This window comes from Nitrospira calida, assembly GCF_976986435.1.
This window is the reverse complement of the sequence record NZ_OZ335950.1, coordinates 2,947,514-2,972,411: the sequence shown is the minus strand read 5'-3', so window position 1 is coordinate 2,972,411 and position 24,898 is coordinate 2,947,514. Positions and strand designations below refer to the sequence as shown.

The 24,898-nt window shown below is 62.8% G+C and carries 22 protein-coding genes; 9 read left to right on the top strand and 13 right to left on the bottom strand.

The features are described from left to right. The 5 genes from ACWHTU_RS14540 (at position 1) to ACWHTU_RS14520 (ending at position 8,128) form a co-directional block, all read left to right on the top strand. On the top strand, positions 1 to 1,371 hold the full coding sequence (locus tag ACWHTU_RS14540) for a glycosyltransferase family 4 protein (RefSeq protein WP_447860105.1): 1,371 nt from the start codon (positions 1 to 3) through the stop codon (positions 1,369 to 1,371). An 84-nt stretch (positions 1,372 to 1,455) separates the two neighbouring features. Continuing rightward, the gene (locus tag ACWHTU_RS14535) at positions 1,456 to 2,592 is read left to right on the top strand and encodes a glycosyltransferase family 4 protein (protein WP_447860104.1); all 1,137 of its coding nucleotides are present in this window, start codon (positions 1,456 to 1,458) and stop codon (positions 2,590 to 2,592) included. 8 nt (positions 2,593 to 2,600) lie between these two features. Beyond that, a complete protein-coding gene (locus tag ACWHTU_RS14530) occupies positions 2,601 to 4,253 on the top strand; it encodes a capsule assembly Wzi family protein (RefSeq protein ID WP_447860103.1) in 1,653 nt (550 codons plus the stop codon). Between the two features lie 152 nt (positions 4,254 to 4,405). Beyond that, entirely contained in the window at positions 4,406 to 6,910 is a 2,505-nt protein-coding gene (locus ACWHTU_RS14525) for an SLBB domain-containing protein (protein WP_447860102.1), read from the top strand. 12 nt (positions 6,911 to 6,922) lie between these two features. Further along, positions 6,923 to 8,128: a GumC family protein gene (locus ACWHTU_RS14520; protein ID WP_447860101.1), complete on the top strand. Its 1,206-nt coding sequence runs from the start codon at positions 6,923 to 6,925 to the stop codon at positions 8,126 to 8,128. A 3-nt stretch (positions 8,129 to 8,131) separates the two neighbouring features. Here ACWHTU_RS14520 and ilvD read toward each other — a convergent pair whose 3' ends face one another. From ilvD to ACWHTU_RS14505, 3 genes are all read right to left on the bottom strand, one after another. After that, a complete protein-coding gene (gene ilvD / locus ACWHTU_RS14515; RefSeq protein WP_447860100.1) occupies positions 8,132 to 9,805 on the bottom strand; it encodes a dihydroxy-acid dehydratase in 1,674 nt (557 codons plus the stop codon). Between the two features lie 198 nt (positions 9,806 to 10,003). Beyond that, complete coding sequence (locus tag ACWHTU_RS14510) at positions 10,004 to 10,846, bottom strand: hypothetical protein (protein ID WP_447860099.1); 843 nt, start codon at positions 10,844 to 10,846, stop codon at positions 10,004 to 10,006. A gap of 117 nt (positions 10,847 to 10,963) precedes the next feature. Continuing rightward, positions 10,964 to 11,701 carry an FAD-binding oxidoreductase gene (locus tag ACWHTU_RS14505; protein WP_447860097.1) on the bottom strand — a complete coding sequence of 246 codons (738 nt, stop codon included), beginning with the start codon at positions 11,699 to 11,701 and terminating at the stop codon, positions 10,964 to 10,966. Positions 11,702 to 11,821: 120 nt separating this feature from the next. Here ACWHTU_RS14505 and ACWHTU_RS14500 point away from each other — a divergent pair, with 120 nt between their 5' ends. After that, the gene (locus ACWHTU_RS14500) at positions 11,822 to 12,055 is read left to right on the top strand and encodes a hypothetical protein (RefSeq protein WP_447860096.1); all 234 of its coding nucleotides are present in this window, start codon (positions 11,822 to 11,824) and stop codon (positions 12,053 to 12,055) included. Between the two features lie 56 nt (positions 12,056 to 12,111). Here ACWHTU_RS14500 and ACWHTU_RS14495 read toward each other — a convergent pair whose 3' ends face one another. From ACWHTU_RS14495 to ACWHTU_RS14460, 8 genes are all read right to left on the bottom strand, one after another. Further along, positions 12,112 to 12,459 (bottom strand): PepSY domain-containing protein, encoded by a 348-nt coding sequence (locus ACWHTU_RS14495; protein WP_447860095.1) that lies wholly within the window; start codon positions 12,457 to 12,459, stop codon positions 12,112 to 12,114. Between the two features lie 21 nt (positions 12,460 to 12,480). After that, positions 12,481 to 13,062, bottom strand: a complete 582-nt coding sequence (locus ACWHTU_RS14490; protein ID WP_447860094.1) for a Spy/CpxP family protein refolding chaperone — start codon at positions 13,060 to 13,062, stop codon at positions 12,481 to 12,483. Positions 13,063 to 13,107: 45 nt separating this feature from the next. Next, positions 13,108 to 13,743 carry a MarC family protein gene (locus ACWHTU_RS14485; RefSeq protein WP_447860093.1) on the bottom strand — a complete coding sequence of 212 codons (636 nt, stop codon included), beginning with the start codon at positions 13,741 to 13,743 and terminating at the stop codon, positions 13,108 to 13,110. Positions 13,744 to 13,782: 39 nt separating this feature from the next. Next, entirely contained in the window at positions 13,783 to 14,811 is a 1,029-nt protein-coding gene (locus ACWHTU_RS14480) for a DnaJ C-terminal domain-containing protein (RefSeq protein WP_447860092.1), read from the bottom strand. A gap of 329 nt (positions 14,812 to 15,140) precedes the next feature. Further along, a complete protein-coding gene (locus ACWHTU_RS14475) occupies positions 15,141 to 16,091 on the bottom strand; it encodes an ATP-binding protein (protein WP_447860091.1) in 951 nt (316 codons plus the stop codon). Between the two features lie 97 nt (positions 16,092 to 16,188). Next, positions 16,189 to 16,383: a MoaD/ThiS family protein gene (locus tag ACWHTU_RS14470; RefSeq protein WP_447860090.1), complete on the bottom strand. Its 195-nt coding sequence runs from the start codon at positions 16,381 to 16,383 to the stop codon at positions 16,189 to 16,191. 43 nt (positions 16,384 to 16,426) lie between these two features. Beyond that, a complete protein-coding gene (gene galT, locus ACWHTU_RS14465) occupies positions 16,427 to 17,431 on the bottom strand; it encodes a galactose-1-phosphate uridylyltransferase (protein WP_447860089.1) in 1,005 nt (334 codons plus the stop codon). Positions 17,432 to 17,552: 121 nt separating this feature from the next. Further along, on the bottom strand, positions 17,553 to 19,754 hold the full coding sequence (locus ACWHTU_RS14460; RefSeq protein WP_447860088.1) for a glycoside hydrolase family 57 protein: 2,202 nt from the start codon (positions 19,752 to 19,754) through the stop codon (positions 17,553 to 17,555). 139 nt (positions 19,755 to 19,893) lie between these two features. Here ACWHTU_RS14460 and ACWHTU_RS14455 point away from each other — a divergent pair, with 139 nt between their 5' ends. After that, positions 19,894 to 20,307, top strand: a complete 414-nt coding sequence (locus tag ACWHTU_RS14455) for a VanZ family protein (protein WP_447860087.1) — start codon at positions 19,894 to 19,896, stop codon at positions 20,305 to 20,307. 61 nt (positions 20,308 to 20,368) lie between these two features. Here the strand turns inward: ACWHTU_RS14455 and ACWHTU_RS14450 are convergent, their stop codons facing one another. Then, positions 20,369 to 21,340, bottom strand: coding sequence for an aldo/keto reductase (locus ACWHTU_RS14450; RefSeq protein ID WP_447860086.1), 972 nt, complete (start codon positions 21,338 to 21,340; stop codon positions 20,369 to 20,371). Between the two features lie 119 nt (positions 21,341 to 21,459). Here ACWHTU_RS14450 and ACWHTU_RS14445 point away from each other — a divergent pair, with 119 nt between their 5' ends. After that, positions 21,460 to 22,563, top strand: a complete 1,104-nt coding sequence (locus ACWHTU_RS14445) for an aminoglycoside phosphotransferase family protein (RefSeq protein WP_447860085.1) — start codon at positions 21,460 to 21,462, stop codon at positions 22,561 to 22,563. A gap of 51 nt (positions 22,564 to 22,614) precedes the next feature. After that, a complete protein-coding gene (locus tag ACWHTU_RS14440) occupies positions 22,615 to 23,433 on the top strand; it encodes a nucleotidyltransferase family protein (protein WP_447860084.1) in 819 nt (272 codons plus the stop codon). Positions 23,434 to 23,460: 27 nt separating this feature from the next. Here ACWHTU_RS14440 and ACWHTU_RS14435 read toward each other — a convergent pair whose 3' ends face one another. Continuing rightward, a complete protein-coding gene (locus ACWHTU_RS14435; RefSeq protein WP_447860083.1) occupies positions 23,461 to 24,855 on the bottom strand; it encodes a sigma-54-dependent transcriptional regulator in 1,395 nt (464 codons plus the stop codon). Positions 24,856 to 24,898 lie beyond the last annotated feature (43 nt).

The window sequence follows — 24,898 nt, the reverse complement described above, 5'->3', positions numbered from 1 at the left end:
GTGCACATCCTGTTTCTGACCGACAATTTTCCGCCTGAGGTCAACGCCCCGGCGAGCCGTACCTTCGAGCATGCTCGAGAATGGGTGCGAGCTGGCCATCAGGTCACTGTGGTGACCGGCGTTCCGAACTTTCCCACCGGTCGCGTGTTCCCCGGCTATCGCAATCGCCTCTGGCAGCAGGAATGGATGGAGGGTGTTCGGGTCATCCGGGTCTGGACCTTCGTTGCCGCCAACCGCGGGCGGATTCGCCGCACCCTCGACTATCTGAGCTTCGGCCTCATGGCCGTGCTGGGTGGGCTCTGTATCCGACGACCCGACGTGGTGGTCGGCACGTCGCCGCAGATTTTTACGGTCTGCGCCGCCTGGCTCGTGAGCCGCGTGAAACAGCGCCCCTTTGTGTTTGAGCTGCGCGATCTGTGGCCCGCGTCGATCCAGGCGGTCGGAGCCGTGCGGCGGTCGACCCTGCTGAAAGCCGTCGATGCCGTCGTTCGATTCCTGTATCGCCAAGCGGCCCTCGTCGTTTGTGTGACGGAGAGTTTTCGCACCGAGCTCCTGGCGCTGGGCGTGAACCGGGCACGGATCGTCGTGGTGCGCAACGGAGCGGATGGCACCAGGTTTTTCCCGCGGCCGAAGGATCGGGAGCTTCTGCATCGCCTGGGTTTCGATGGCTACCTGGTCGTGGGCTATATCGGCACGATCGGGATGGCGCACGGCCTGCAGACCGTCTTGGAGGCGGCGCGAGAGTTAGAGCGAGAACCCGTGCGGTTCCTCCTTGTGGGCGACGGTGCGGAACGGGTGGCCCTGGAGCGGCTGGCTCAGCGGTGGGGCCTCACGAACGTCCGGTTTGCGGGCCTGGTGTCCAAAGACGACGTGGTGCGCTACTGGAGCGTGCTCGATCTCGCCCTCATTCCTTTGCGAAAGACTCCGGTCTTTCGGACCGTGCTGCCGTCGAAACTGTTCGAAAGCCTCGCGATGGGCGTTCCCGTGCTGCTCGGGGTGGAGGGTGAAGCCGCCAGGCTGGTGGCCGAGACTGGGGTTGGTCTGTGTCTCGAACCGGAGCATGTTCCTGCCCTGGTCTCGGCGATTCGCCATTTGCGCTCTTCCCCCGGCGAACTGCAGGCCATGCAACGGCGGTGCGTGGCCGTCGCCGCTCAGCACTCCAGAACGAGGCGGGCCCAGGAGATGCTCAAGGTCCTTGAGCACGTCGTCACTGGGATGACCAGCCAGGTCGAACTCGCCCCGCCTGCTCCCGTTCACGCTGAGTTCGGACTTTGCGCCCCGGAGCCGTCCCCGTCTTGTGGCACAGGAGCGGCCGTGGACGTCATGGGAGAGCAAGCAACTACTCGGCATCCGGAAGCGGGCCGGCTGTGATGCCTGCAAGAAACCGTCAGCGCGCCGGGACGGCCCCGGGTTAGGTTTGTTTTTTTATGTACGGACTGATGGAGACGACTCGCAATGAACGAGATTTCGGTGTGGCTCTCAGCCCTGTCCGCTGTGGGTACCTCCTGCCTGATCTGCGCCGTCATCAGCTTCTGCGGCCGCCGGTTCCAGCTCCGAGGGATGGACGATCCTGGACAAGCCCGGCGCAAGGTCCATGTTCGCCCCGTGCCTCGTGTGGGCGGGATTGGGCTGGTGATTGCCTTGGTTGTGGCCTGCGCCCTGTTCCCTGTCGCCCACCGCATATGGGCGTGGAGTGTGGTGGCCTTGAGTCTGCCCGCGTTCGGTGCGGGATTGGCCGAGGACCTTGGGCACCGGGTCTTGGCCCGCACTCGCCTGGGGTGGACCGCCGTCACCGCCGTTGCGGCGTATGCTCTCTTTCCCGAGTTCCGCGTGCAGGATCTCGATCTGCCCGGCACCGCATGGCTGTTCTCGATGCCGGGGGTGTCGCTCCTGTTCACGGTGGTCGTGGTCAGCGGGGTTACCCATTCGATCAACATGATCGATGGACTGAATGGGCTCGCCGGCATCACGATTCTGTTCATTGCTTCGGCCATAAGCGCCGTGGCCTGGACAGTCGGCGATGTCCAAGTCGGGACCATGAGCCTGGTCGTGGCCGGCGGCACGTTGGGATTTTTACTCCTGAATTATCCGACGGCGCGGGTGTTTCTCGGCGACGGTGGCGCGTATCTGCTGGGATTTTTGACGGCCGAACTTGCCGTGGCGGTCGTCCAGCGCAATCCCCCGGTGTCACCATGGTTTGCTTGCGTTGCGCTCCTCTATCCCGTCTGGGAAACGCTCTTTTCGATCTGGCGCCGACGCGTGCTGCGCCACAAACCCGCCATGACTGCGGACGGACTGCATTTGCACCATCTGATGTACAAACGGCTGTTTCGGCGCAACGGCCGCAACCATGAGCTCCACAACGCCGCGGCGGCGCTGACGGTCGCGGGGTTCCCGCTTTTGACCATCCTGGCTGCCAGTGTCTGGTGGTCTCAGACCCCACAGCTTCAACTCGCGGCTCTGGGATTTGTGGCGGTCTACGGAGGGGTGTACCGTGCCTTGGTGCTCAGGAAGCTTCGCGTGCCGCTCCGAGTGCAAGAGCGTGGACTCTGTCCTCCCTCTAGTCAATCGGACAACCCTTTCTCTCGATAGCCTGGGCCGTGAAGTTCCGCTTGCTGCTTCCGCTTGCGTCCTTCTGCACGAGTCTTGCCGGACTATTGCCCTCCTATGCCCACGCCTCGGTGAATGTGCCGCTGCACCACTGGGCGTACGAGGCCATCGAACGCCTGGTCGATTTGCACGTGATCGACCGGGCCATGGTGACGGCGAAGCCCTATAGCCGGAAAGAGGCCGCCCGGGCCGTGGCTCGGGCCCTCGAACGGATTCGCGCCGATCGCGTCGAGGCCGACGGACGGGAGAACGTGGCCGAACCCTTGCTCGCCCGCTTGATCGAGGAATTTCGCCCGGAACTCGAGCGGCTTGGCGCTGTGGTCCCGCGACCGCGCGAGGCGGCGGAGTCTGCCGGATCGCGTGGGGTGGTGCGGTTTGGCGGGCGACTCCAGGTCGAGGGGGATGCGTCGTCCATCGGCGGGGCCCAGACGGTGCGATTTCGCGAAAATCGGGGCGGTGAGTACTACGTCAACGGCGTGCAGAATCAGACTGATGTGCGGGGCTGGATGGAAGTGGCGGATTGGGCTGCCCTGACCGTGCAGCCCAAGTTCATCAGCAATCGCCATCTGCTCGGGATCGGCGCGACCAATAACAGCCACAACTTTTATCTCCGGGAATTCTCCCTCAAACTCAGTGCCTTCAACGTGGCGATAGAAGCCGGGCGCGGCACCCTCTGGTGGGGGCCCGGCTATCACGGCTCGCTGCTGCTCACCGATCATGCCTTTCCCCTCGACATGATCAAACTGGGAAGTGACGAGCCGTTCACCCTCCCGGGCCCCTTGACGGGGCTTGGTCAGTGGAAGGTGCAGTCGTTCCTTGCACAACTCGACCGCAACCGGGATTTTTCGCGTGCCAAACTCTTTGGCCTGCGCGTGAGCTATTTGCCCGCTCATTGGTTGGAGGTGGGCGTCACTCGCCTGACGCAATTCGATGGGCGGGGCCGTGACCAACCATTCCCCCGGACCGTCCTCGATGCTTACCTGAAGCCGCCGAATCAGGGCGGTGATCTCGATGTCAATGAACAGGCGATGCTGGACGTCCGGGCGAGGCTTCCCCGGGTCCCGTATGTACTCCCGTTCCCAGCCGGCCTCCAGCTCTACGGGGAACTCGGATCGGAAGACAAATGGTCACAGGTTCCCCTCCCCAGCCGGGTGGCGATCTTAACCGGGCTCTATATCCCCCAGGTCTTCGCCGGCGATACACTGGACCTGCGCATCGAATATGCCGACACCGACCTTGGCCGCCGGCGCCATCCGGAATTGGCTGGGGTGTGGTACAACAACGGCACCTACGTGAGCGGGATGCGCCATCGCGGCTTTCCGTTGGGTCATCATATGGGAACAGACGGGGTTGATTTTTTCATCCGATCCACCCGCTGGTTCACCGAGCGGCTCCAACTGGGCGTGAACGTGAATTGGCAAGAACGGGCGCGCGGCCTCCCGGTGCATGAACGGAAACGCGAATCTGCGGTGGACTTGACCTGGTGGTACTCCCGGAATCTCACCATCACCTTGGGTTACACGTTTCAGTCCCTCAAGAACCCCGGCCAAATCACGAACCTCACGCCGTTCGTCGAGACCTTCGCCCCTGGGGTGACCGCCCGCAATCATCTGGCGTGGACCGTGTTTACCTGGGAATGGTGAGCGACGATGGCCACCGGCTTCTTCTTTTATTGACGAGGCTCCCTCATTTGGCTATCGTGGGGCACCGCTGCGGGCGCGCGAAACCGTTCATCCGGACAGGTGAGCTCCAGTGCGCCAGATATGCATGAGGGAAGGGTGAGGGAGGAACCTCGATGCGCCACGGTGAAGTGAAATGGCTGGCCAGACCCAGACCGGTGTGTGCGGCGATGGCCTGGCTGCTTTCTGCGCTCCTGATCATCCCGCCAAACCTGATGGCTCAAGGAAGCGGCAATCTCCAGACCGGATCTCCGCTCCCCTTTGGGCTGAGTCCCGCGGCGGTGCTCCAGCCTGCTCCCGGCCAACCTATTCTCACGAATCCCACCGCGTTGCAGCCGATTGTGCCGGCCCAATCGCCGTGCCCCGCTCTACCCACCCCGCAGCCAGAACCTGTCGGGCAAATCCCGGCCCTTCATGAACTCTGGCCGGTCGATCCCACCACGGTCCTCCCTTTGTCTGTGGAGGAGCGGATGCGCCAGGAGCGGGAGGCCAAACAGCCACCGGACCGTGGACCAGACACGCGATCCCCAGGTGCGCCAAACGCACCCGCGCCTCCCATGATGTCGCCGGGGGCCAGTGGTGCGCAGGCCGTGGCAGAAGTGGCTGCTCAGAAACGGGAGCGCGAGGCCTTCTCGGCAACCCGTCGCGACGTGCATCCACACAACAATTTCACGGTGGAAGAAGCCTTCGCCCGGTTTTCCGTCCTCCAGGATGTGAAATCACGGTTGACCCAGTTTGGGTACAACTTCTTCGATCTGCAATCGACCACCTTCGCGCCGGTGCAAGACGTGCCGGTCGGGCCGGATTATGTGGTCGGTCCTCAGGATTCTCTAGCGGTCCATATTTGGAATGTCCCGGATCCCACGTTCAATCGCAGTTACATCGCCCAGGTGGAACGTGACGGTACGCTTGTGATTCCCCAGGTTGGCGCGATTCCTGTCGGAGGGCTGACGTTCTCGCAAGCCGAACAGGCCATCCGGACCCGATTAACCAGCTTGCTGAAGCGTTTTGACTTGCACGTGGCCATGGCTCGGCTGCGGACTATGAAGGTCTTCGTAGTCGGCGAGGTGGTCCGCCCTGGGGCGTACGAATTAAGCACCCTCGCCACGGTGACCCAAAGCCTCTACGCGGCTTGTGGTCCCTCTCGATCCGGATCGCTCCGGCAGGTGCGCGTGGTCCGTGACGGCACAACCGTGGCCGAACTGGACTTCTACCAGTTTCTCTTGCATGGCGACCGCAGCCAGGACCAGCGGCTGCGGCCGGGGGACGTAGTAGTCGTGCCGCCGCTGGGGGCCGTGGTTGCCGTGAGCGGGGCGGTGAAGCGTCCTGCCATTTACGAGATCAAACCCGGAACGACATTGAGCGACGCCTTGACCTTGGCCGGAGGGCTGGGTCCGTTCGCCACTCGCGAGCGTTGCCACATCTTCCGGGCCGATCCGGTCCGGGGGCGTGTGCTGATCGACGTGCCGCTGGCTGGATTCAGTGAGGCGCGATCGGGCGAGGCAAGACCGAAGGGCGACCAGGCGCCACGCACCAATCTGATTCTTCAGGATGGCGACTTTGTCGTGGTCCCACCACTACCGACGAGGGCGACCAACGTCGCGAGTCTGGCCGGGGCGGTCAAGAGTCCTGGTCCCTTCGAATTTCGGCCAGGGATGCGGCTCGCCGACGTGCTGGTCCCTGAGTTGCTGCTTCCTGAGGCCGATCGGAGTCGGGCCGAGATCGTGCGCACCCACCCGGTGACGTTTGAAACCACCGTGATCCCCTTCAGCCCCCAGGCTCTCTTTGAGGGGCGTGAGGCAGAGAACCACCCCCTGCAACAATGGGATCAGATTGCGATCAACAGCCGTCTTCGGCCGCCCAGCTTGGTGTTGGTGGAAGGTGAGGTGGTCCGTCCCGGCCACTACACGTTGCAGACAGGCGAGCGGCTGAGCTCGGTGCTGAAGCGAGCCGGCGGGTTGACCCCCAAGGCGTTTCCCCAGGGGATTGTGCTCTTGCGCGAGTCTGTCAAGCGCCGACAGGAAGCGGAATTGCAGCGGTTTATTGCCAGCGAACGAGAGCGGCTGACCGCGCAATCGGCCGCGGTGGCGGCCGGTGCCGTGGGCGTATCGGGCTCCGGGGGGGTGATTACCTCCGCCGAGCAGCAGACCTTGGCCATCCGGTTGCAACAACTGGAAGCTCTAGCCGGCCGGGCCGAGCTGGGTCGCGTGGTGGTGCGGTTGGAGTCGATCGAGCAACTCGAAGGCAGTCCCGATGACATCGTTTTGGAAGATCGAGACCGGATCCTCATTCCGCAACCGCCTCAGACCGTCACGATTTTGGGATCGGTCAAAAATCCGACGAGCGTCGTGTATCGGCCTGGGTTGTCGGTTGACGACTATCTTCGCCAAACCGGCGGGCTCACGGAACAAGCGAACGAGAAAGAACTCTATATTGTGCGGGCCAATGGCCTAGCGGAGTCGGCCTATGTCAAGATCAAGGACGTGCGTCCGGGCGACACCATCGTGGTCCCCCAGAAGCTCGAGGTGAAGACGCCGCAACTGGCCCTCTGGCAGAGCATTGCGTCGATTGTCGGCAGCGTGGCGCTCGCCGCGGCGGGCATCGCGGTGATCGGTCGGTAATCGGAGTCAGTCATGGACACGCCGGAAGCGTCTGTCCGGCCCAGCATGCCAATCGCCGACGAGGAGGTAAGCCTGCTCGACTACTGGCGGATGATCTGGCGACGCCGGTGGCTCATCGCGTCGGTGTTTCTCGCGTGTACCGTTGCGGCAGGGGTGATCAGCCTTCTCCAGCCGAAGATTTACGAATCGACAGCGACCTTGCTCCCTTCGCTGGAATCCAAGGAAGGCCTCGGCAGTTTGATGGCGCTGTCGCAGGCGGCCGGTGCCGCGCAGAGTCTCGGCATTAGCTTGCCCGGCACGCCGGCGACGCCGACCGATCTGTTCGTGGCGATGCTGAAATCGCGCGTCATGGCCGATGCCGTCATCCAGCGGTTTGATCTCCTAACCTACTACGGCACGAAAACCATGCAGGAGACGCGCAAGGCCCTCGAAGGCGATACCACGATCAGAGTCACGAAGGAGAAGGTCATCCAGATTACCGTGGCCTCGAAAGATCCGCAGCTAGCCGCAGACGTCGCGAACTTCTATGTTTCGAACCTTGACCATCTCAATCGCACCTTGAATGTCAGCAAAGCCTCGCACAACCGGGCCTTCATCGAAAAGCGGCTCGCCGAGACTCACACCAACCTGGTGCGGGCGGAGGAAGCACTCAAGGAGTTTCAAACCCACAACAAAACCGTGGCAGTAGAAGCGCAATCGAAAGCCATGATCGAGGCCGCCGCGACGTTGCAGGGGCAAATTACCGCGCAAGAGGTCCAGCTCCAAGTGATGAACACCTACCTCTCACCGGATAATCCGGAAGTGGCCCGCGTGCGGTCCAGTCTTGAGGAATTGCGCAAACAGCTCTATCTGCTGGAATCCGGCAGGGGGGGGAAAGGTATGCTGCCAGGCGATCGCCTGCACCCGGCGATGGTGACCGTGCCGACCTTGGCCCTGGAGTATGGACGCCTCATGCGCGAGCTCAAAGTGCAAGAAACGCTGTACACGCTCCTGACCTCGCAGCTCGAACAGGCCAAATTGCAGGAGGCGCGTGATACGCCGACCGTACAAGTTCTCGACCCGGCCGTGCCCGCCGAAAAGAAGAGCAGACCCCGGGTCACCTTGAACGTCCTGTTAGCCGGCGTCCTCTCGCTGTTCGTTGGTATTTTTCTCGCCTTTTTCCTCGACTATGTGGACCGCCTCAAGGGCCGCGTCGCGTCCGAAGCGATCCAGCCATAAGGATCAACTCGTCACCGCACCTTCTGACGCCGATGAGACGTGCCGCGCGTACTTGGCCAGTACGCCGGTGGTGTAGCGGGGCGCCGGGTGTTTCACCTTCTTCAGACGGGCCCGCAGCTCCTTCTGCGGCAGTTCGACGTCCAGTCGGCGGTTCGGAATGTCGAAGACGATCATGTCGCCGTTCTTCACGGCGGCGATGGGCCCGCCCTTGATGGCTTCCGGCGAGACATGGCCGGCCATCAACCCGTGGGTGGCGCCGGAGAAGCGACCGTCGGTCAGGAGCGCGACGGAGTCGCCGAGCCCTTCGCCGACGAGCGCGGCGGTCACGCTCAACATCTCGCGCATTCCTGGCCCGCCGGCCGGGCCTTCGTAGCGAATTACCACCACATCCCCGGCCTTGATCCGGCAGGCTTTCACCGCGGCGAAGGCGTCTTCCTCGCAATCGAAGACCTTGGCCGGCCCGCGGAAGGTCAGCCTCGAATGCCCGGCGACTTTCACCACGCAGCCCTCCGGCGCCAGATTGCCTTTCAGAATGACCAATCCGCCGGTCGGTTTGATCGGATCGGACAGCGGGCGCACCACCTCCTGCCCCGGCGTTTCCTTCGCCTGGCTGGCTTCTTCCCCGATCGTCCGGCCTGTCACGGTCGGCTGGTCGGGGTGAAGCAGGCCCGCGTCCAGCAACCGCTTGGCGACCAGCGTCGTGCCGCCCGCCGCAGAGAGGTCGGCGGCCATGAACCGCCCACCCGGCTTGAGATCGGCCAGCAGCGGCACTTTCCGGTTGATCCGGTCGAAGTCATCGAGCGTCAGCCGCACGCCGGCTTCCCGTGCGACGGCGAGGAGATGCAGCACCGCATTGGTCGAGCCGCCCGTTGTGGCGACGGCTGCGATCGCGTTCTCCAAAGATTTGCGGGTGATGAGCCGGCGCGGCCGCAGGTCCTGTTTTAGCAATTCCATCACCAGCTTGCCGCAGGCGAAGGCCACGTCGTCCTTGCGCGGGTCCATCGCGGGGACGCCGTTCCAGCCCATCGGCGAGATGCCGAGGAACTCGAACGCGATCGCCATCGTGTTGGCCGTGAATTGGCCGCCGCAGGCGCCGGGGCCGGGACAGGCGTGGTCTTCCAGTTCTTTGAGTTCGGCGTCGGTCATCTGATGGGCAGCATGCTGGCCGACCGCTTCGAACACGTCCTGAATGGTCACGGCGCGACCCCGGAACGTGCCGGGCATGATCGAGCCGCCGTAGAGCATCAGCGACGGCAGATTCAACCGCGCCAGCGCCATGACGGTCCCGGGGATGGTCTTGTCGCAGCCCGACAGGGCCACGACCGCGTCGAAGAGGTGTCCGCGCGCAACCAATTCCACCGAGTCGGCGATGACCTCGCGGCTGACCAGCGAGGCCTTCATCCCCTCCGTCCCCATGGCGATGCCGTCGGAGATGGCGATGGTGTTGTATTCGATCGGCGTGCCGCCGGCCGCGCGGATGCCGGCTTTCACCCGCTCGGACAGCCGGCGCAGATGGTAGTTGCACGGCATCACTTCGATCCAGGTGTTGGCGACACCGACCAGCGGACGGGCCAGATCGTCGTCGGTGAATCCCACGGCCTTCAGCATCGCCCGGGCCGGCGCTCGGCTGGGGCCTTGGAGCAGGGCAAGACTGTTCAGTGTTCGTTCGGCTGCCATAGGACTCCTGTTCGCTTGTGACGCGCCCAGCTGGTGCATGCTGTCCTCGCGATCCGACCGAGGACGGAGCGGCAGGCTGGCTGCGTCCGGGGAATGTCTCACAGAAGACGATCGCTGGTCAATCGGGGAGGGCGAACGACGATGGGCACCCCCCGATCGGTTGGACGAACCGAATCGGAGGGTGTTGATGATGCGAGATCAACCGCGCGGCGACTGCGGGGGAATGGCGATGTCGCCGACCTTATTCTCATTGTCCAGTAACAGGATGACCTGTTCGCCCGGTCGGACTTGCTTTAATTTGTCCTGGACGAACGGCCGGACTTCATAGAACTTCTCCTCGCCGCGAGTGGTCCGAACCGATATCCAGTTCGTGGGCTTCACGATCGTGCCTTCAATCCGCTGATAGGCGGCCTTGGGTGGAGATTTTCGCCACGCTGCCGCCGCCTGTTGCAAGACCTGGTCGCTGCCGAACGTGGCGTCGATGAGTTTATTCGTCTGGTCGATCAGGAACACCGCCTGAGCATGAAGGGGAAGAGCCGCGACCTTACTCCGCGCCAACGGACGAATCTCATAGGTGTGCTCCGTCCCATCCTCGGACTTGATGACCGCCCATTCGTGGCCGACCGGAAGCGGCTGGGCCAATTGCCCTTTCACGATCCGATACCAGGTCGGCTGGCCGAGCAGATGGTAATCGATGACCAGGTTTTGGTCATTGACCGCGATCTCCAGCCGGTCGCCTTTCTTCAGTGACGGGATCCCCTTCTCCATCGCTTCTTTGATCGGGAGGAACCGCGGTTCGACTTCGCCGGTATTCACGCGGATCATGTCGCCGATCACCTGCTCAACGGTTCCTTGCAGAATCCGATCGCCTGGCAACAGAACCACTGGGGGAAAAGGCTCGGTGTTGAGAGGAGTCGAGTGGCCGGACGATGACGCGGTCGCGCCTGCGTTCGGAATGGATGTCGACGCGCCAAAGAGAAACGCCATCATCACGGCAAGGATACACACTCGGCTGCGAATGACGGTGCTGACTCTCTGCATGTGCAACCTCCTTTCCTGAACGAAAGCGAGGTGTTAGATAACGCAACCTGTCGGCAAGTCAAGGGAAACCAAGACGGACAAGCAGATCAGATGGACTAGGGCAATAGGACCAAAGACTCAGTCGTCAGGAGACTCGCCGCGGTCGTCGTAATACTTCTCGCGGTAGATGGGGCAGAGACCCTTCTTGTTGACGAGGGCAGTGACGTCTCTGATCATGCCACTGTTGCCGCACAGGTAGACGGCCAGATGCTTCACCGAGGTCAACCGTTCTTCAACGAGTGTCGTGACGCGCCCGACCGGACCGCTCCACTGCGCCTGCGGACGGGACAACGTGATGACATAGCTGAAGTGAGGGTGGCGCTTGGCCACGGCGCTCAGTTCGTCCTGGTAGTACACGTCGCGTTCGCTTCGCAGCCCCCAATACAGAGTGACGCGCCGCTCGAAGCCGCGTTCGAGCCGGTCTTCGATCATAGATCGGATCGGCGCGATGCCGGTGCCGGTCGCGACGAAGAGCAGATCCCGGGCCGGATCGTCCCGCACGTAGAACGCGCCGGCGGGACCTTTGAAGCGCGTCTCATCGCCCAGGCGGAGACTGAAGAGGTAGGTGGAGCCAGGACCGCCGGGAACGAGGTTGAACAGCAGTGTGATCAGGTCCGGCCGACTCGGTGTGGAGACGATGGAGTATGGCCGGGTTACCGGCCGATGGAGTGTCGGATGGATGACCTCGAACGATACAAACTGTCCCGCCTTGAAGTCGATCTTGGGCGGGGCGAGCAGGCGGAGCACCAGTTCCCGCACATCGTGGGTCAGGTCCCGGACTTGCTCGACACGGGCCTGGAATAGTTGAATGGCCATGGGGGTGCGTTCCTCATCAATAAAAAATAAAATCAAAAACGAAGACCGGCTCCGGTCGGAGACATGGCTTGATTTTCGTCCGAGGCGGGTTATGGATACAAGCAGTTGGAGGACCGCTCGATGTGGAAAGCGGTGTCGCAGCGTTGGCTGGCGTGGCCGGTGGCCTTCACGTGGTTTGGCCCCGCGCGGGCCTGGGCGGCGGAGTGGACGTCGGACGCGGATGCCTTCTCCGCGGTGGTCGCCGGGCTGGTGTTGGTCGTCTTTTGTCTCAGCGCGGCGTATTCGTTCTGGGAGGAGCGAAGGCGGGCGCCGGTGTCCAAGGTCGTCCGTGATCGGCTCCGCAAGGCGGCCTGAGCCAACAGGGCTGGCGCCGCTTGCGCGGCGCCAGCCCTGTCGTCGCGCGATTCCCGTTATTTGCCCTTCTCTTTGCCTTTCTTCTTCTCGCCTTTCTGCTCTTCTTTCTTGTCTTCGGTATCGATCACGTCACCCGTGGCGGCGTCGATATGGACTTCGGTGACTTTGTTATCGGCGCCGACGATCTCCACCTCCCAGACCGTCTTACCGTGCTTCTTCTCCAATTCGGCCTCGACCACCGTGCCCTGCACCTTCTCCGAAGCCGTCTTGATCGCCTGGTCGATGCTGACTTTGGCGTCTTTCACCAGTTCCGAGACCTTACCTTTGTCATCGCTCCAAGCCGACGTGTGGAACGCCAGCAGCGAGCCTATGACGGTCACCGCCATGATCCCATACCTGCGCATCGTACACCTCCTGTCGGATGATCAGTTGGCCTTCCCGTCGTCCTTCTTGGGTTCTCCTTTGGGACTTCCGTGACGGCGGCCGGCGCTCTTGTGCTCTTGCATCATTTTTTCGTGTATCCCCTTTTGTTTTTCCCGTTGTTCGGGCGTCAACAGTGCGAGCGCCTCCCGGCGGGCCTTGATGGCGGCCAAGCGAAGCCCGACCTGCAGCTCTTCGCTTTGCTTTAGCTTGGCCTCGATGGCGGCAAGGTCGGACTTGTCGTCTTCGACCAAGGCGCGCAGTTCGCGCTCGGCGATCTGAATGTCCGCCTCGCTCTTGATGCGGGTCTTGTCCAGGTTGAGTTGCAACTCCTTGAGCTTGCCGACCTGCTCGTCGGTCAGTCCGATGTCTTTCTGGTGCCTCAACAGGTGGCGGATCAGGTGGGACGTGCTGCCGTGTAGCATCATGCCCATCCCCATGCCGTGGCCGCCGTAGCCGTCTTTGCCATACCCGTTCCTGCTGTGTTGGTCGGCCGGTGGATCGGCCCATACGGGTTGCAAGCTGAACGCCACCAGAACCAAGGTTGCCAGGCTCATCGAGCAGACAGTGACCGCGGGTCTTTTCATCACGCCCTCCTTTTTTTACAGTGAAGTGCCGACGTCCATTTTATCTTATTTGCCGAGCAATCCGCCCTCGTGCTTGAGCGCGTTGAACATGAACTGCACGGCGACTGCCGCTAGGATCAATCCCATGAGCCGGGTGATGATGCGTTCAGCGATGGGGCTCAGCCGGCGTGCGCCGGTGCCGGCCAACGCCAATGTCGCGTAGCTGGTCACTCCGACCAGCATCAAGCAGCCCAGCAACACCGCTCGTTGCGACCAGTTCCTCGCCTGCGATTCCAACAAGATCACCGTGGAGATGGCGCCTGGTCCGGCCAGCATGGGCATGGCCAGCGGGGTGACCGCGATGTCGTCCTTGTCCCGCCCGGCCGCTCGCTCGACTTCCGTCTCCTGCACCGCCGATCGTTGCGCGCGGAGCATGTCGAGCGCGACCAGAAGCAGCACCAGCGCACCGGCTACCTGAAACGCCGGCAAGGTGACACCGAGCAATGTGAACAGCCTCTGCCCGATGAAGGCGAAACCGGCCAGCAAGCCGACGGCGACCGTGCAGGCGACCCGCGCGGTGCGAAGCCGCTCCGCCGGGGAGTCGCGCGCCGTCATCGCCAGGAAAGCTGGCACCGCCGCGATCGGATCGACAATGACGAAGAGCGAGCTGAATGCGAACAACGCGTATTCGACCAGCGTCATCGGATCGGGTGGGCGCCTGGTCGCCGGCTCCCTCGGCTCTCAGACTCGGCGAGCCGCCGCGAGCAGGTCCGCGCGCGGATCGGGATGCGGGAATCGGCCGAGTTGCTCGTACAGTTTGCGTTCTTCTTCCGTCAGCGTCGGCGGCATCACGATCTGCAGCGTCAAAAACAGATCGCCATGGCCGCCTGACGCGGTGGGAAGGCCTTTGCCTTTGAGCCGGAGCTTGGCGCCGGCTTTGCTGCCCGGCGGAACTTTGACTTTGACCGGTTCCGTCAGGGTCGGGACCAGCACGTCCGCCCCCAACGCCGCTTCCCACGGCCACACCGGCAGCGTCACGTGCACGTCACTGCCTTGCCGGCGAAACACGCCGTCGTCATCGATGTGGACCCGCAGATAGAGGTCACCCGGCTTGCCGCCGTTCACCCCCGGATGGCCTTTCCCCGCCACGCGGACTCTGGTGCCTTCCTGCACACCGGCCGGAATTCTCACCTCGATGGTGCGCGTCTCCTGGCGTGCGCCGGATCCCAGACAGGTCGGACAAGACCGCCCCCTCATGATTCCCGTTCCGCCACAGACGGAACACGGGATTGTCTCGGACAGCGTCAGCCGCCGCGTGACGCCGGTCAGGACTTCGCGGAGCGAAAGATGGATGTCGGTTTCTAGGTCCTCGCCCTGGACCGCAAACCCGCGCGCGGTGCCCGCACTCCGTCCCCGCCGGCCGAAAAAGGTCTCGAAGATGTCGCTGAACGCCTCGGCGTCGCCGAACGAGAATTCAGTTCCTGCTCCGGCCCGCGCTTGCGCCTCTTGTCTGGCCTTTTCGTAGGCTTCCGCCTGTTCCCAGTTGTGCCCGTACCGATCGTATTTTTTGCGCTTGTCCGGATCGGAAAGGACCTCGTGCGCCTCGTTCAGTTCTTTGAACTTCCTTTCCATCTCCGCCTTGCGGCTGCCGCTGTGCAGGTCGGGATGATACAAGCGCGCGAGCCGGCGGTAGGCTTTCTTGATGTCCTCTTGGGTGGCCGTGCGCGGCACACCGAGCACTTCGTAATAATCCCGTTGAATCGTTGCCATGTTCAGGCGCGATGAGAAAACGTTGTGATTGAGTGATTAGGGGTGCCCGCGTAATTGGGCCACGACTGAAGCGCCGTCTGCTTTCATTGACGCGAAGACTCCATTAATTATTATTGATGGCATTACTCTCTGCCTGAGACCTTCCCTCCCTGGAAAAGGGGGAAGAGAGGGTGAGGTATAGCCCATGGCTTTGGGCTGCTCGCAGTTGGCTCTTCGAACCGCAGCTTACGGGGTCGCGCGGTTCTATTCAAGTGGGGGCACGCATCCAATAGGAAGCGCGGGCAACGAACAGCCCGGACCCTTTGCTTTTTGCGGCCCACCGTCAGTGATCAACTGCCGGTGGTTCGCGAGTGGCTGACCTTCGCGCGCGCCATCATCTTGCAATAGGAGCACATCTCGGCTGTCGTAGGCTGGCCGCAGGCGGCGCAAGGATGGAGCGAAGCCCGGTCTTTTTCCGTCATGGAGGACGCCGCCGGTCGCTCTTTCGCCTGCCGTTCCAGAAAGCCCCAATAGAATCGCTGCTTCGTGCCGGGAGATTCCGTCTCCAGTCGGTTCAAGACGTCCTTGTAGAGGAGCATTTTGGAGCCCTTGGCCATCGGGCATTCTTCGACGATGTAGTCGATCTTGTTCAGCACCGCATAGGCGGCGACCTCGCGTTCAGCCAGGCGGTACAGCGGCTTCACCTTTTTGGCAAAGCCTTCTACCGATGCGGGCAGGCTGGGCCCCTGCTTGTCTAAGTAGTCGTCCTGCCAGTGGAGGACGTTGCCGAGCAGCCGGGCGGCTTCATCGTCGAGATTGTGGCCGGTCGCCATCACATCATACTCCCGCTCGATCGCCGCGCGGTTGAACTGATAGCGCTTGATCGTCCCGCACGTCGAACACGTCGGACGATGAACCAGATCGGCCAGTTCGCGGATGCCCGCGCCTTCTTCCTGTTCGACCTTATGGATATGGAGCGTCGCGCCGTACGTGGCGGCGACGGTGTCGGCGAAGGTCTGCACCTTTTGCTGCGACCGCTCCGAATAACTCCCGATCCCAAGATTGACGTAGAGCGCATCGGCGCGGTAGCCGAGCTTGAGCAGGATATCCCACAGCGCGAGACTGTCCTTCCCGCCGGAAACGGCGACCAGGATGCGGTCCTGCTTGCCGAACATCCGCTCGGCCTTGATCGCGCGCGCGACCTGGTCGTGGACGAACTCGGTGAAGCAGGGGTTGCAGAACGCCGCGTTGTGCCGTGGCAGCCCGATGACCGCTTTCGTGTGACATTTGATGCAGCGCATATCTCGGAGTTGACTCGGTTGTTTAGTTTATCTGGTGAGTTGGCGGAGTCCGCGCACGAGATCAACCAAACGAACCCAACAAACGAAGCGTCCCGGTTCAGCCTCCCGAAATGACGGGTCGCACTTCCACGCTGTCCGTGTCGGCCAGCAGCTCGTCCTCGGTGACCAGGTCGTCGCCGCGGATCACGAGGTGCGCCTCGGCAATGAGGTTCAACTCGCGCAGCAACTCACGGACGCGCTTGGGCCCTTTGATTTCGACAGAGCGTTCCGGATGACTAAGCCGGACCTGCATGCCACCATGATACGGGGAGGAAGAGAGGCGAGGCAATACCGCTCTACAACTCCGCGTCCCGCAGAAACTTCGCGGATTCTTCCGGAGCGACGGGGTTGATGTAGAAGCCGGTGCCCCACTCGAAGCCGGCGACCTGCGTGAGCTTGGGCATGAGTTCCAGGTGCCAGTGGTAAAACTCACCGGTCTTCTCGTGCTGGGGAGAGCTGTGCAGGACGAAATTATACGCCGGCCGTGATAGGACCTTGTCCATCCGCCGCAGGGCCTCGGACAGAATGGGTGCCAGAAATTCGAATTGGCTTTTCTGGCTTTCTTCGAAGTGGCCAGCATGCCGTTTCGGCAGGATCCACATCTCGAACGGAAACCGTGCGGCGAAGGGGGTGATGCAGAGAAATTCCGGGTTCTCGGCGACGATGCGCGTCCCGTCGCTTAACTCCTGACGGAGGATGTCGCAATACATGCATCGCTCCTTTTGTTGGTAGTGGGCCCGGCACCCTTCGATTTCGTTGACGACGCTGGTGGGCACGATCGGCAGGGCGATCAGTTGCGAGTGTGTGTGTTCCAGGGTTGCCCCGGCCGCCGCGCCATGATTTTTGAAGATGAGGATATAGCGCAGCCGCCCGTCTTTCTTAAGATCGACGATCCGGTCGCGAAAGGCCCATAGGACGTCCTCGATCCGCTTGGTCGGCATATCGGCTAGGGTGTCCTTGTGGTTCGGCGTTTCGATGATGACTTCGTGCGCGCCGATGCCGTTCATGCGGTCGTACAGGCCGACCCCTTCGCGGCCCAGTTCGCCTTCCACCTGCAGCGCGGGAAACTTGTTCGGGACGACGCGGATCGTCCACCCCGGCGTATTGGGCTCGCCGGGCTGCGGGCGGTAGGCCAGAATCTCTTTGGGCGTCAGGCGCTCCTGTCCCGGACAAAATGGACAGAGGGCTGTCGACGGCGGCCGCGCCGGCTGGTTGCGAAGAAAATCCTGCGGGCGGGCGCGGCGTTCCGTCGAAATGATGACCCACCGGCCGACAATCGGATCACGTCGTAACTCAGACATGGCCCCTCCAGGAAATGTGGAATGAGGAATGCGGAATTGTGAAGAGCAACCCTATGTCTTTTCGCGACCTCATGCGGTCGGCATGTCTCATTCTACCTTGCTCGTTCGGCACGCAGCGTCGTTAGACCCTCCACATCAGGGCTTCAAAGTCCCGATCTGGCACCATGAAGATGGCCGGTTGGTGGAACGGATAGCGGGCGATCTCCAGGCCGTGCTCCGTGACGACGACGCTGAGCCGCCATTCCTGCCCGGGTTCGGCTCGCAAATCCTTGAAGGGCACGGCCAGTTCGATGATCTTGCGGCGGCGAATCGATGGGGAACTTCCGACCTCGGCGTAGGGTCCTCCGTCGGCCGCCAGTAGGGTACATGACTCGGCACCGGCCGGCGCGAGCGAAACGACGAGCTTGTACACGCGCTCTCCGTGGGCCAGGTGGATCTCCGCCGCCGGCTCGGCCAGGCGTTTCAGCGCGCGGTCATCCGGGTCCAGCCGAACGAACAATTGCTCGAGGCTGAAGCCGAACCGGATGGCCTGAAAAAAACCCTCCGACTTCCACATGGCGCCGAGCGGCGGGTTGGGGTCGATCGAGCCCGCGCCCAGCCACTCAAAGAAATCCGTCACCGCTCCGTCGAGGACCGGATTCAGCAAACCGGTCGGTTGGCGAACCGCGTCCGTGTCCGGCCGGACTCCATTCCTGAGAATCGATTGGTTCAGCAATTCCGGCGGCGGCAGCCCGGCCCGTGTCCAGACGTTCCGCAGGTGTGCGCGGAAGAGCCGGTCGAATTCGACTTTGTAATCCGTCTCGAAGTCGTCGCCGTACCACCAGAACCAATCGCTCCCTTCCGCTGCGTATAGCTCTTCCCAGGCGAGGCGCGCCGGTTCCGCCGCGAGGGTTCCGCTAACTTCGGCCAGCCGGGACCGGGTGTGTCGGAGAAGCTCCCAGGCGCGGTTGTCTTCTGGGTGGCCGATCCAAATCTTGTAATCCTGATTGATCCAGGAACCTGAATGCAGGTGTTCGAGCCGCGTCATCGGCGGACAAACGGCCAGGGCCTCGCTCACGGTGGCTGTGGCCACCTGGACTCGTCCGTCGCGGTTCAGGACTCCGTCGGCCAAGGCCTTGTAGAACAGCGACAGGAAGCGTTCGCCGCCGTCGTGGTAATGTTCCCACGGGTTTTCCCCGTCGAGGATCACGGCGATCAACGCCCGATCGGCCGGCACGTCCTCGATGATCGCCCCGAGACGGCGCAACACGTCCTCCGTTGCCGCCTCCGGGGTGGTCTTGTGGTAGACGAACCCGAAGGCGTCGGACAGCTCGCGGTCGCGGAAGACGATCGTCAGTTCCTCGCCCGGCTGCCCGACCAGGTACGGCCTGTAGAGCGCGGTGCGGCGGTCCCAGGGATGAGACCGGGCTTCCAGCGATCGGGCCAGGATGCCTTCGTCCGTGGCGAACCAGCGGATTCCGGCTGCGCGCAACAACGGGATCATCTCAGGACACACCGCGCCTTCCGACGGCCAGAGCCCCTCAGGAGGCCGCCCGAACGTCTCGGTATGAAAGCCGACGGCCCTGCGGACCTGGGTCTCCGCATCGGCCTTGGCTTGGAACCGTGACGGCAGAGGGAGATCGGGCCGCGCGCGGCGGGCGAAGTCCGTATCGATGATCAGGGGCAGAATTGGGTGGTAGAACGGGGTCGTCGTCAATTCGATCTGACGGCGATCGGCCAGTCGCCGATACATCGGGATGATCTCCCGCACGGCGGTCCGTTGGAGCGCAAGCACTTCCTGCTTCTCTTCCTCCGTGAACCCGCGGCCTTTCGCCCGGAGCTCGGCCAGGCGCGGGAATCGGCTCACCATGCCGTATCCGAACCACGCCAGGTTGTGCCACACCTGGAGATCCAACAACTCCTGTGTGGAAAATTGGCGGGCCAGCCGTTCCAGGTCGCGTCCGCGTACGTCCATGCCGCGCTTCACCAACAGCTCATGGTAACGCGGGAAGGGCCGGACCATCGTGGGCCAGTTGGCGGAGAAGAAGTGCCGGATGATAAACGCCTTCTCGGCCAACGTCAGCTCGGCCGCCGGCCGTTCGGCGTGCTCCCAAAACAGATCACGCACCGAGCCTGCGCCGATCTCCTGCAATTGGCGCAGCAACGAGGGCGTGAAATTGAACGTTGCCGTGATGTCCGGGAACCGGTCCAGCAGGTAGGCCATGTCGAAATAGGCCTTGGCGGCGTGCAAGCGGACCCACGGCATGGTGGCGCATCCAGCCACCGGATCGATGTAAGCGGGCTGGTGCATGTGCCAGAGAAAGCAAAGCCGGACGGTTTTCATGGAGTGATGAATTCGCAGGACGCGCTTGCAGATCCACGCGCAGTATGTCATAGGGATAGATAGGTTGCAAACAGTCCTGCGAATTGCGAGCTGGCGGAGCGGTTGTGGAACCGGAGCGGCCGGCCATCGGGGAGGCGACGTGCACGTCAACGGCATGCAGAACGGGTCTCGAGTCGGGCGCCTCTGGCTCCTCTGCTGGTACTGGGCGCCGCCGCTGGTCTATGCAGCGTTGATCTTCGCGTTTTCTTCGCTCTCCCATCCCGAAGCGACGCTGCCGTCGTTTCTGACGGCTCTGGGAGACAAGACGCTGCACGTGGTGGAATACGGAGTCTTGGGCGCGTTGTGTTACCGGGCGTTCCGCTCTGCCGCCGGAGTGTGGGGAGCGCGGTACAGGTTGCCGCTGGCGATCCTGGCCGCCGCGGTGTACGGGATAACGGATGAGGTGCATCAGGCCTTCGTTCCGCTGCGGGAAGCGAGCGGATGGGATTGGCTGGCCGATACGGTCGGCACGATGGTCGGGGTCGTCGGCTGGCGGTATTTCCGCGAGCCATGACGAACCGCACGGCTCGCGGGACAGGCCAGACCAGCGGGGACGGGCACGACTCGCGAACTTGTCACCAGGCGTAGGCTTCCGGCGCGGGACCGCCCGGGCCGGGGAAGATTTCATCGAGGCGTCCGAGGGTCTCGGCGCTCAGCTTGAGGTTCAACGCCTGCACGGACCCGTTCAATTGGTCCAACGTTCGAGGGCCAATGATGGGAGCGGTGACCGCTTTCTGGTGCAGCAGCCAGGCGATCGCGACGTCGGCCGGCTGCTCGCCCAGGTCGGCGCAGAGTTTCTCATAGGCTTCAAGCCTCGCGCGGTGGGTGTCCGCTTTTTTTCTGAGTTCTTCGTCGGCGCGTCGTCCAACCCGCGCCGCTCTCAGCGATCCCGCCAAGAGGCCGCCCGCTAGTGGGCTCCATGGAATGAGTCCGATCCCATAGGCTTCGCAAGCCGGGATCACCTCCAGCTCGATCATCCGCTGGGTCAGGTTGTAAAGGCTCTGCTCGGACACCAGGCCGAGAAACCGGCGGCTTCTGGCCGTCTCCTGAGCCTGTGCGAGGTGCCAGCCGGCGAAGTTGCTGCTGCCGACGTAGATGACCTTGCCGTCGCGGACGAGGCGTTCCATCGCTTGCCAGACTTCGTCCCAGGGCGTGTCGCGATCGACGTGGTGCATCTGATACAGGTCGATGTAATCCGTCCGCAGCCGGCGCAAACTCTCTTCGCAGGCCCGCGTAATGTGCAGCGCCGACAGTTTGGATTGATTGGGCCAGTCGCCCATGCGGCCGTAGACCTTGGTTGCCAGCACGACCTTGTCGCGCCGCCCACCGCCCTGGGCGAACCAGCGGCCAATGATCTGCTCCGTCAGCCCGTCGCCCCGTTTGCCGCCGTACACGTTCGCCGTGTCGAAAAAGTTGATCCCCACTTCCAGCGCCCGGTCCATGATCCGAAAGCTGGACGGCTCATCGGTGTGGAGTCCGAAGTTCATCGTGCCGAGGCAGAGTCGGCTGACGATCACCCCTGAACGGCCGAGGTGCACGTACTGCATAAATACATCTTACAGGGTCAGGCGCCGCGAGGAAACTCCACCAGGGCATGGCTCTGCCATGCTCTGGGTCGCATGTTTCCATCGCAATCCGCGATGACTCGGAGTATAATGCGCCGCCGATGGCTACGGTCGATCCGGTCGTTCCCAAGACCCCGCTCGCACCGCCCGATCCCGATCATGTCGCCTACACCGTCCGGACTAAACTGCCCTTCAGCGCGGACTTTGGCGCGCTCGTCCCGCTCGCCGGCGATGCGTCCAATCGACGCTACTTTCGCGTCACCTTGTGCAACGGACCGCCGGCGTCGCTGATCCTCATGCAACTGGCCGAGCCTGAAGCGTTTAAGCACTCCGAAGAGGCGGTCAGCGGGGCCACCGTCCAGATTGCAGAGCTGCCGTTCCTCAATATTCACGCCCATCTGGAACGAGCCGGCATTCCGGTGCCCGGATTGTACTACTATGACCGGGAGGCGGGCCTCCTGTATTTGGAAGACTTCGGCGACCTCACGTTAACGGAGGCGTGTCGCGAGGCCTCCTCGGCCGAGGTCTCCGCGCTCTATCGGCAGGCGATTGACATCCTGGTGCGGATGCAGGTCAAGGCCACCTCTCCGGCCGATCCCGGCTGTCTCGCGTTTCACCGCAGCTTCGATGTGCCGTTGTTGATGTGGGAATTCGACCATTTTCTGGAGTATGGGATCGTAACCCGGCGGGGGAAGCCCATGTGCGCGGACGACCGGGAGGTGATCCGGGCCGAGTTCCGGAAGATCGCCGAGTTGTTGGCTGGCTTGCCGCGCGTCTTCACCCATCGCGATTATCATTCCCGCAACCTGATGGTCGAGCGTTCGCGGCTGGGGGTGATCGATTTCCAGGACGCGCTCATGGGACCAGCCACCTACGACCTGGCCTCGTTGCTGCGCGACGCTTACATTGCGCTGGACGAGGACCTCGTTGAGGACCTGATTGCCTACTATCTGGAACGACTCGCGGCACTCAAGCATATCTGGACCGATCGCGGCGCGTTTCAGCGGCTGTTCGATTGGACGAGCATTCAGCGGAATCTCAAAGCGGCGGGCCGCTTCGTCTATATCGACCAGGTGAAGAAGAACCCGAAATTCCTGTCGGATGTCCCTCGAGTCTTAGGCTACGTGCGACGCAATTTGGAGAAATATCCCGAGTTGGCGACGCTGCGGAAACACCTGTCGCCGTATGTGCCGGAACTCCAGTAGCCAAATAATGAGAAATGGGGAATGTGGAAGGAGGAATGATGGTGTGCAGACATGTTCCGGCCATTCCACATTGCTCATTCCTCCTTTCTCATTGGCTGTATGAAGGCCATGATTCTTGCGGCGGGGCTGGGTACCCGCTTGCGGCCCCTCACCAACACGATTCCGAAACCGCTGCTGCCCGTCGCGGGTACGCCGATCATCGTCTGGAATCTTCTGCTGTTGAGGCGGCATGGCTTCCGCGAGGTGATGATCAATCTGCATCACCTGGGACCGATGATCGAGCAGACATTGGGCGACGGAGAACGGTACGGGCTGCGGATCTCGTACTCCCGCGAGCCGGTCATGTTGGGCACCGGAGGCGGGATCAAGCAGGTCGAACCGTTCTTCTCCGGCGAGCCGTTCCTGGTGGTGAACGGAGACACGCTCTTCGAACTGGACCTTGACGCGCTGATCGCGTTTCACCGCCGGCACGCCGCCGCTGCGACGCTGGTGCTGCGTAAAGACCCGGAGGCCGAACGGTGGGGGCTCGTGGAAGTAGGGTCCGGGCACCGGATTGTCAGGATCGCCGGACGGGGGGTGCTGGATACAGGTCAGACCGAGCCGCGCATGTTCACGGGCGTACACATCCTGCATCCTCGGTTGCTGCGGGATGTACCCAAGGGCCGAGCCTCATCCATCATCGACGCCTATGTCACAGCGATCCAGCACGGCGAGGCGGTGCTGGGCTACGACGCGGAAGGGTACTGGTCCGATGTGGGTACGCCGGAGCGGTACGCGCAGACCGAACGAGACGCGGAGGCCGGCCTGATCAACCTGGCGGCGCGGAAGTCCTGGTGTGCCTCCGTCCCCGCGACCAAGGGAAGCGGGTAGCAGCATCCACCGTCGTGCCCCCCCTGCTTACTCTTCCGTTGCGTTCTCCAGCCGCAGGTGTTTTTGCTTGATCAGCCTCGCCAGGTACGTGCGCTGCAACCCCAGGCGTTCAGCCGCTTTGGTCTGATTCCCTTCCGCCTCGCGCAGCGCCTGCTGGATGATGAAACGGCTGTGTGCCTCTAGGGATTCGTGGTAGGGAAGGCGCACATACGCGAGCGCCGGATGGTGTGCGCCGGGCGTCGCTGCGTCCTGGAACGACAGCGTCAGCATGTCCGGCTCGATCGTCTCCGTTGGGCTCAGCACGACGGCGCGCTGGATGGCGTTCTCCAGTTCGCGGATGTTGCCCGGCCAAACATACCGCTTCATGGCCTCGATCGCGGCGGGGCTGAATTTCATGCCCGGCCGTTTGGTTTCCCGCATGTGCCGCTCCAGGAAAAACTCGGCGAGCGCGGGAATGTCCTCGGTTCGCTCGCGCAGTGGCGGCAGGGTGAGATTGATGACGCTCAGCCGGAAGTACAGGTCTTCGCGGAATTGGCCGGCTTTGACAGCCTGCTTCAGGTCGCGGTTGGTCGCCGCGATCACACGGATATTAACGGAGACGAGCCGCGTGCCGCCGATGCGATGGAATTCACGGTCCTGCAAGACGCGCAGGAGCTTGGCCTGGAGGCTCAGCGGCATGTCGCCGATTTCGTCGAGGAAGACGGTCCCGCCGTCCGCCATCTCGATCTGCCCCTTCTTTTGCCGATCCGCGCCGGTGAACGCCCCTTTCTCGTGCCCGAACAATTCGCTTTCCAGCAGGGCTTCGGGAAGCGCGCTGCAGTTGATCGCCACCATCGGCATGGCTCGGCGCGGGCTCCAGGCATGGATGGAGCGGGCGAAGAGCTCTTTGCCGGTGCCGGTCTCTCCCAACAACAGAATGCCGGCATCCGATTTGGCCGCCCGCCGAGCCGCTTCAAGCAGCGATTGCATTTTGGGACTGTCGCCGACGATTCTTGCGTACTTGCTCTGAAGCTCCGACTCAAGCACGGCGATGCGGCGTTTCGCTGCCACCCAGTCAAGCGCCTTGCGGATGATGATCAGCAGGTGGTCCTTGTCCAATGGCTTGGTCAGAAAATCATAGGCGCCCAGCTTCATGGCCTCCACCGCGGTCGGGATGGTGCCGTACGCGGTCATCATGATGATCGGGGTCTCTGCAAGCAGTCCTTGGCGGGCGGTCGAGAGGTGCTTCAACACCTCCAGCCCGGACAGGCGGGGCAATTCCAAGTCGAGCAGTGCGAGATTGGGAGATTCCTGGTCGAGCAGCGCCAGCGCGCGCTCTCCGTCTCCCGCCGTGACGACCCGATAGCCGAGCGACTCTAACCGATCAGTGAGCATCGTGAGAATATCCGAGTTGTCGTCGACAACCAGAATTTTGGCGTTCATCTTCGCAGGCCACAGCTAACTGCGCACAGCATTCCGCTTCCGG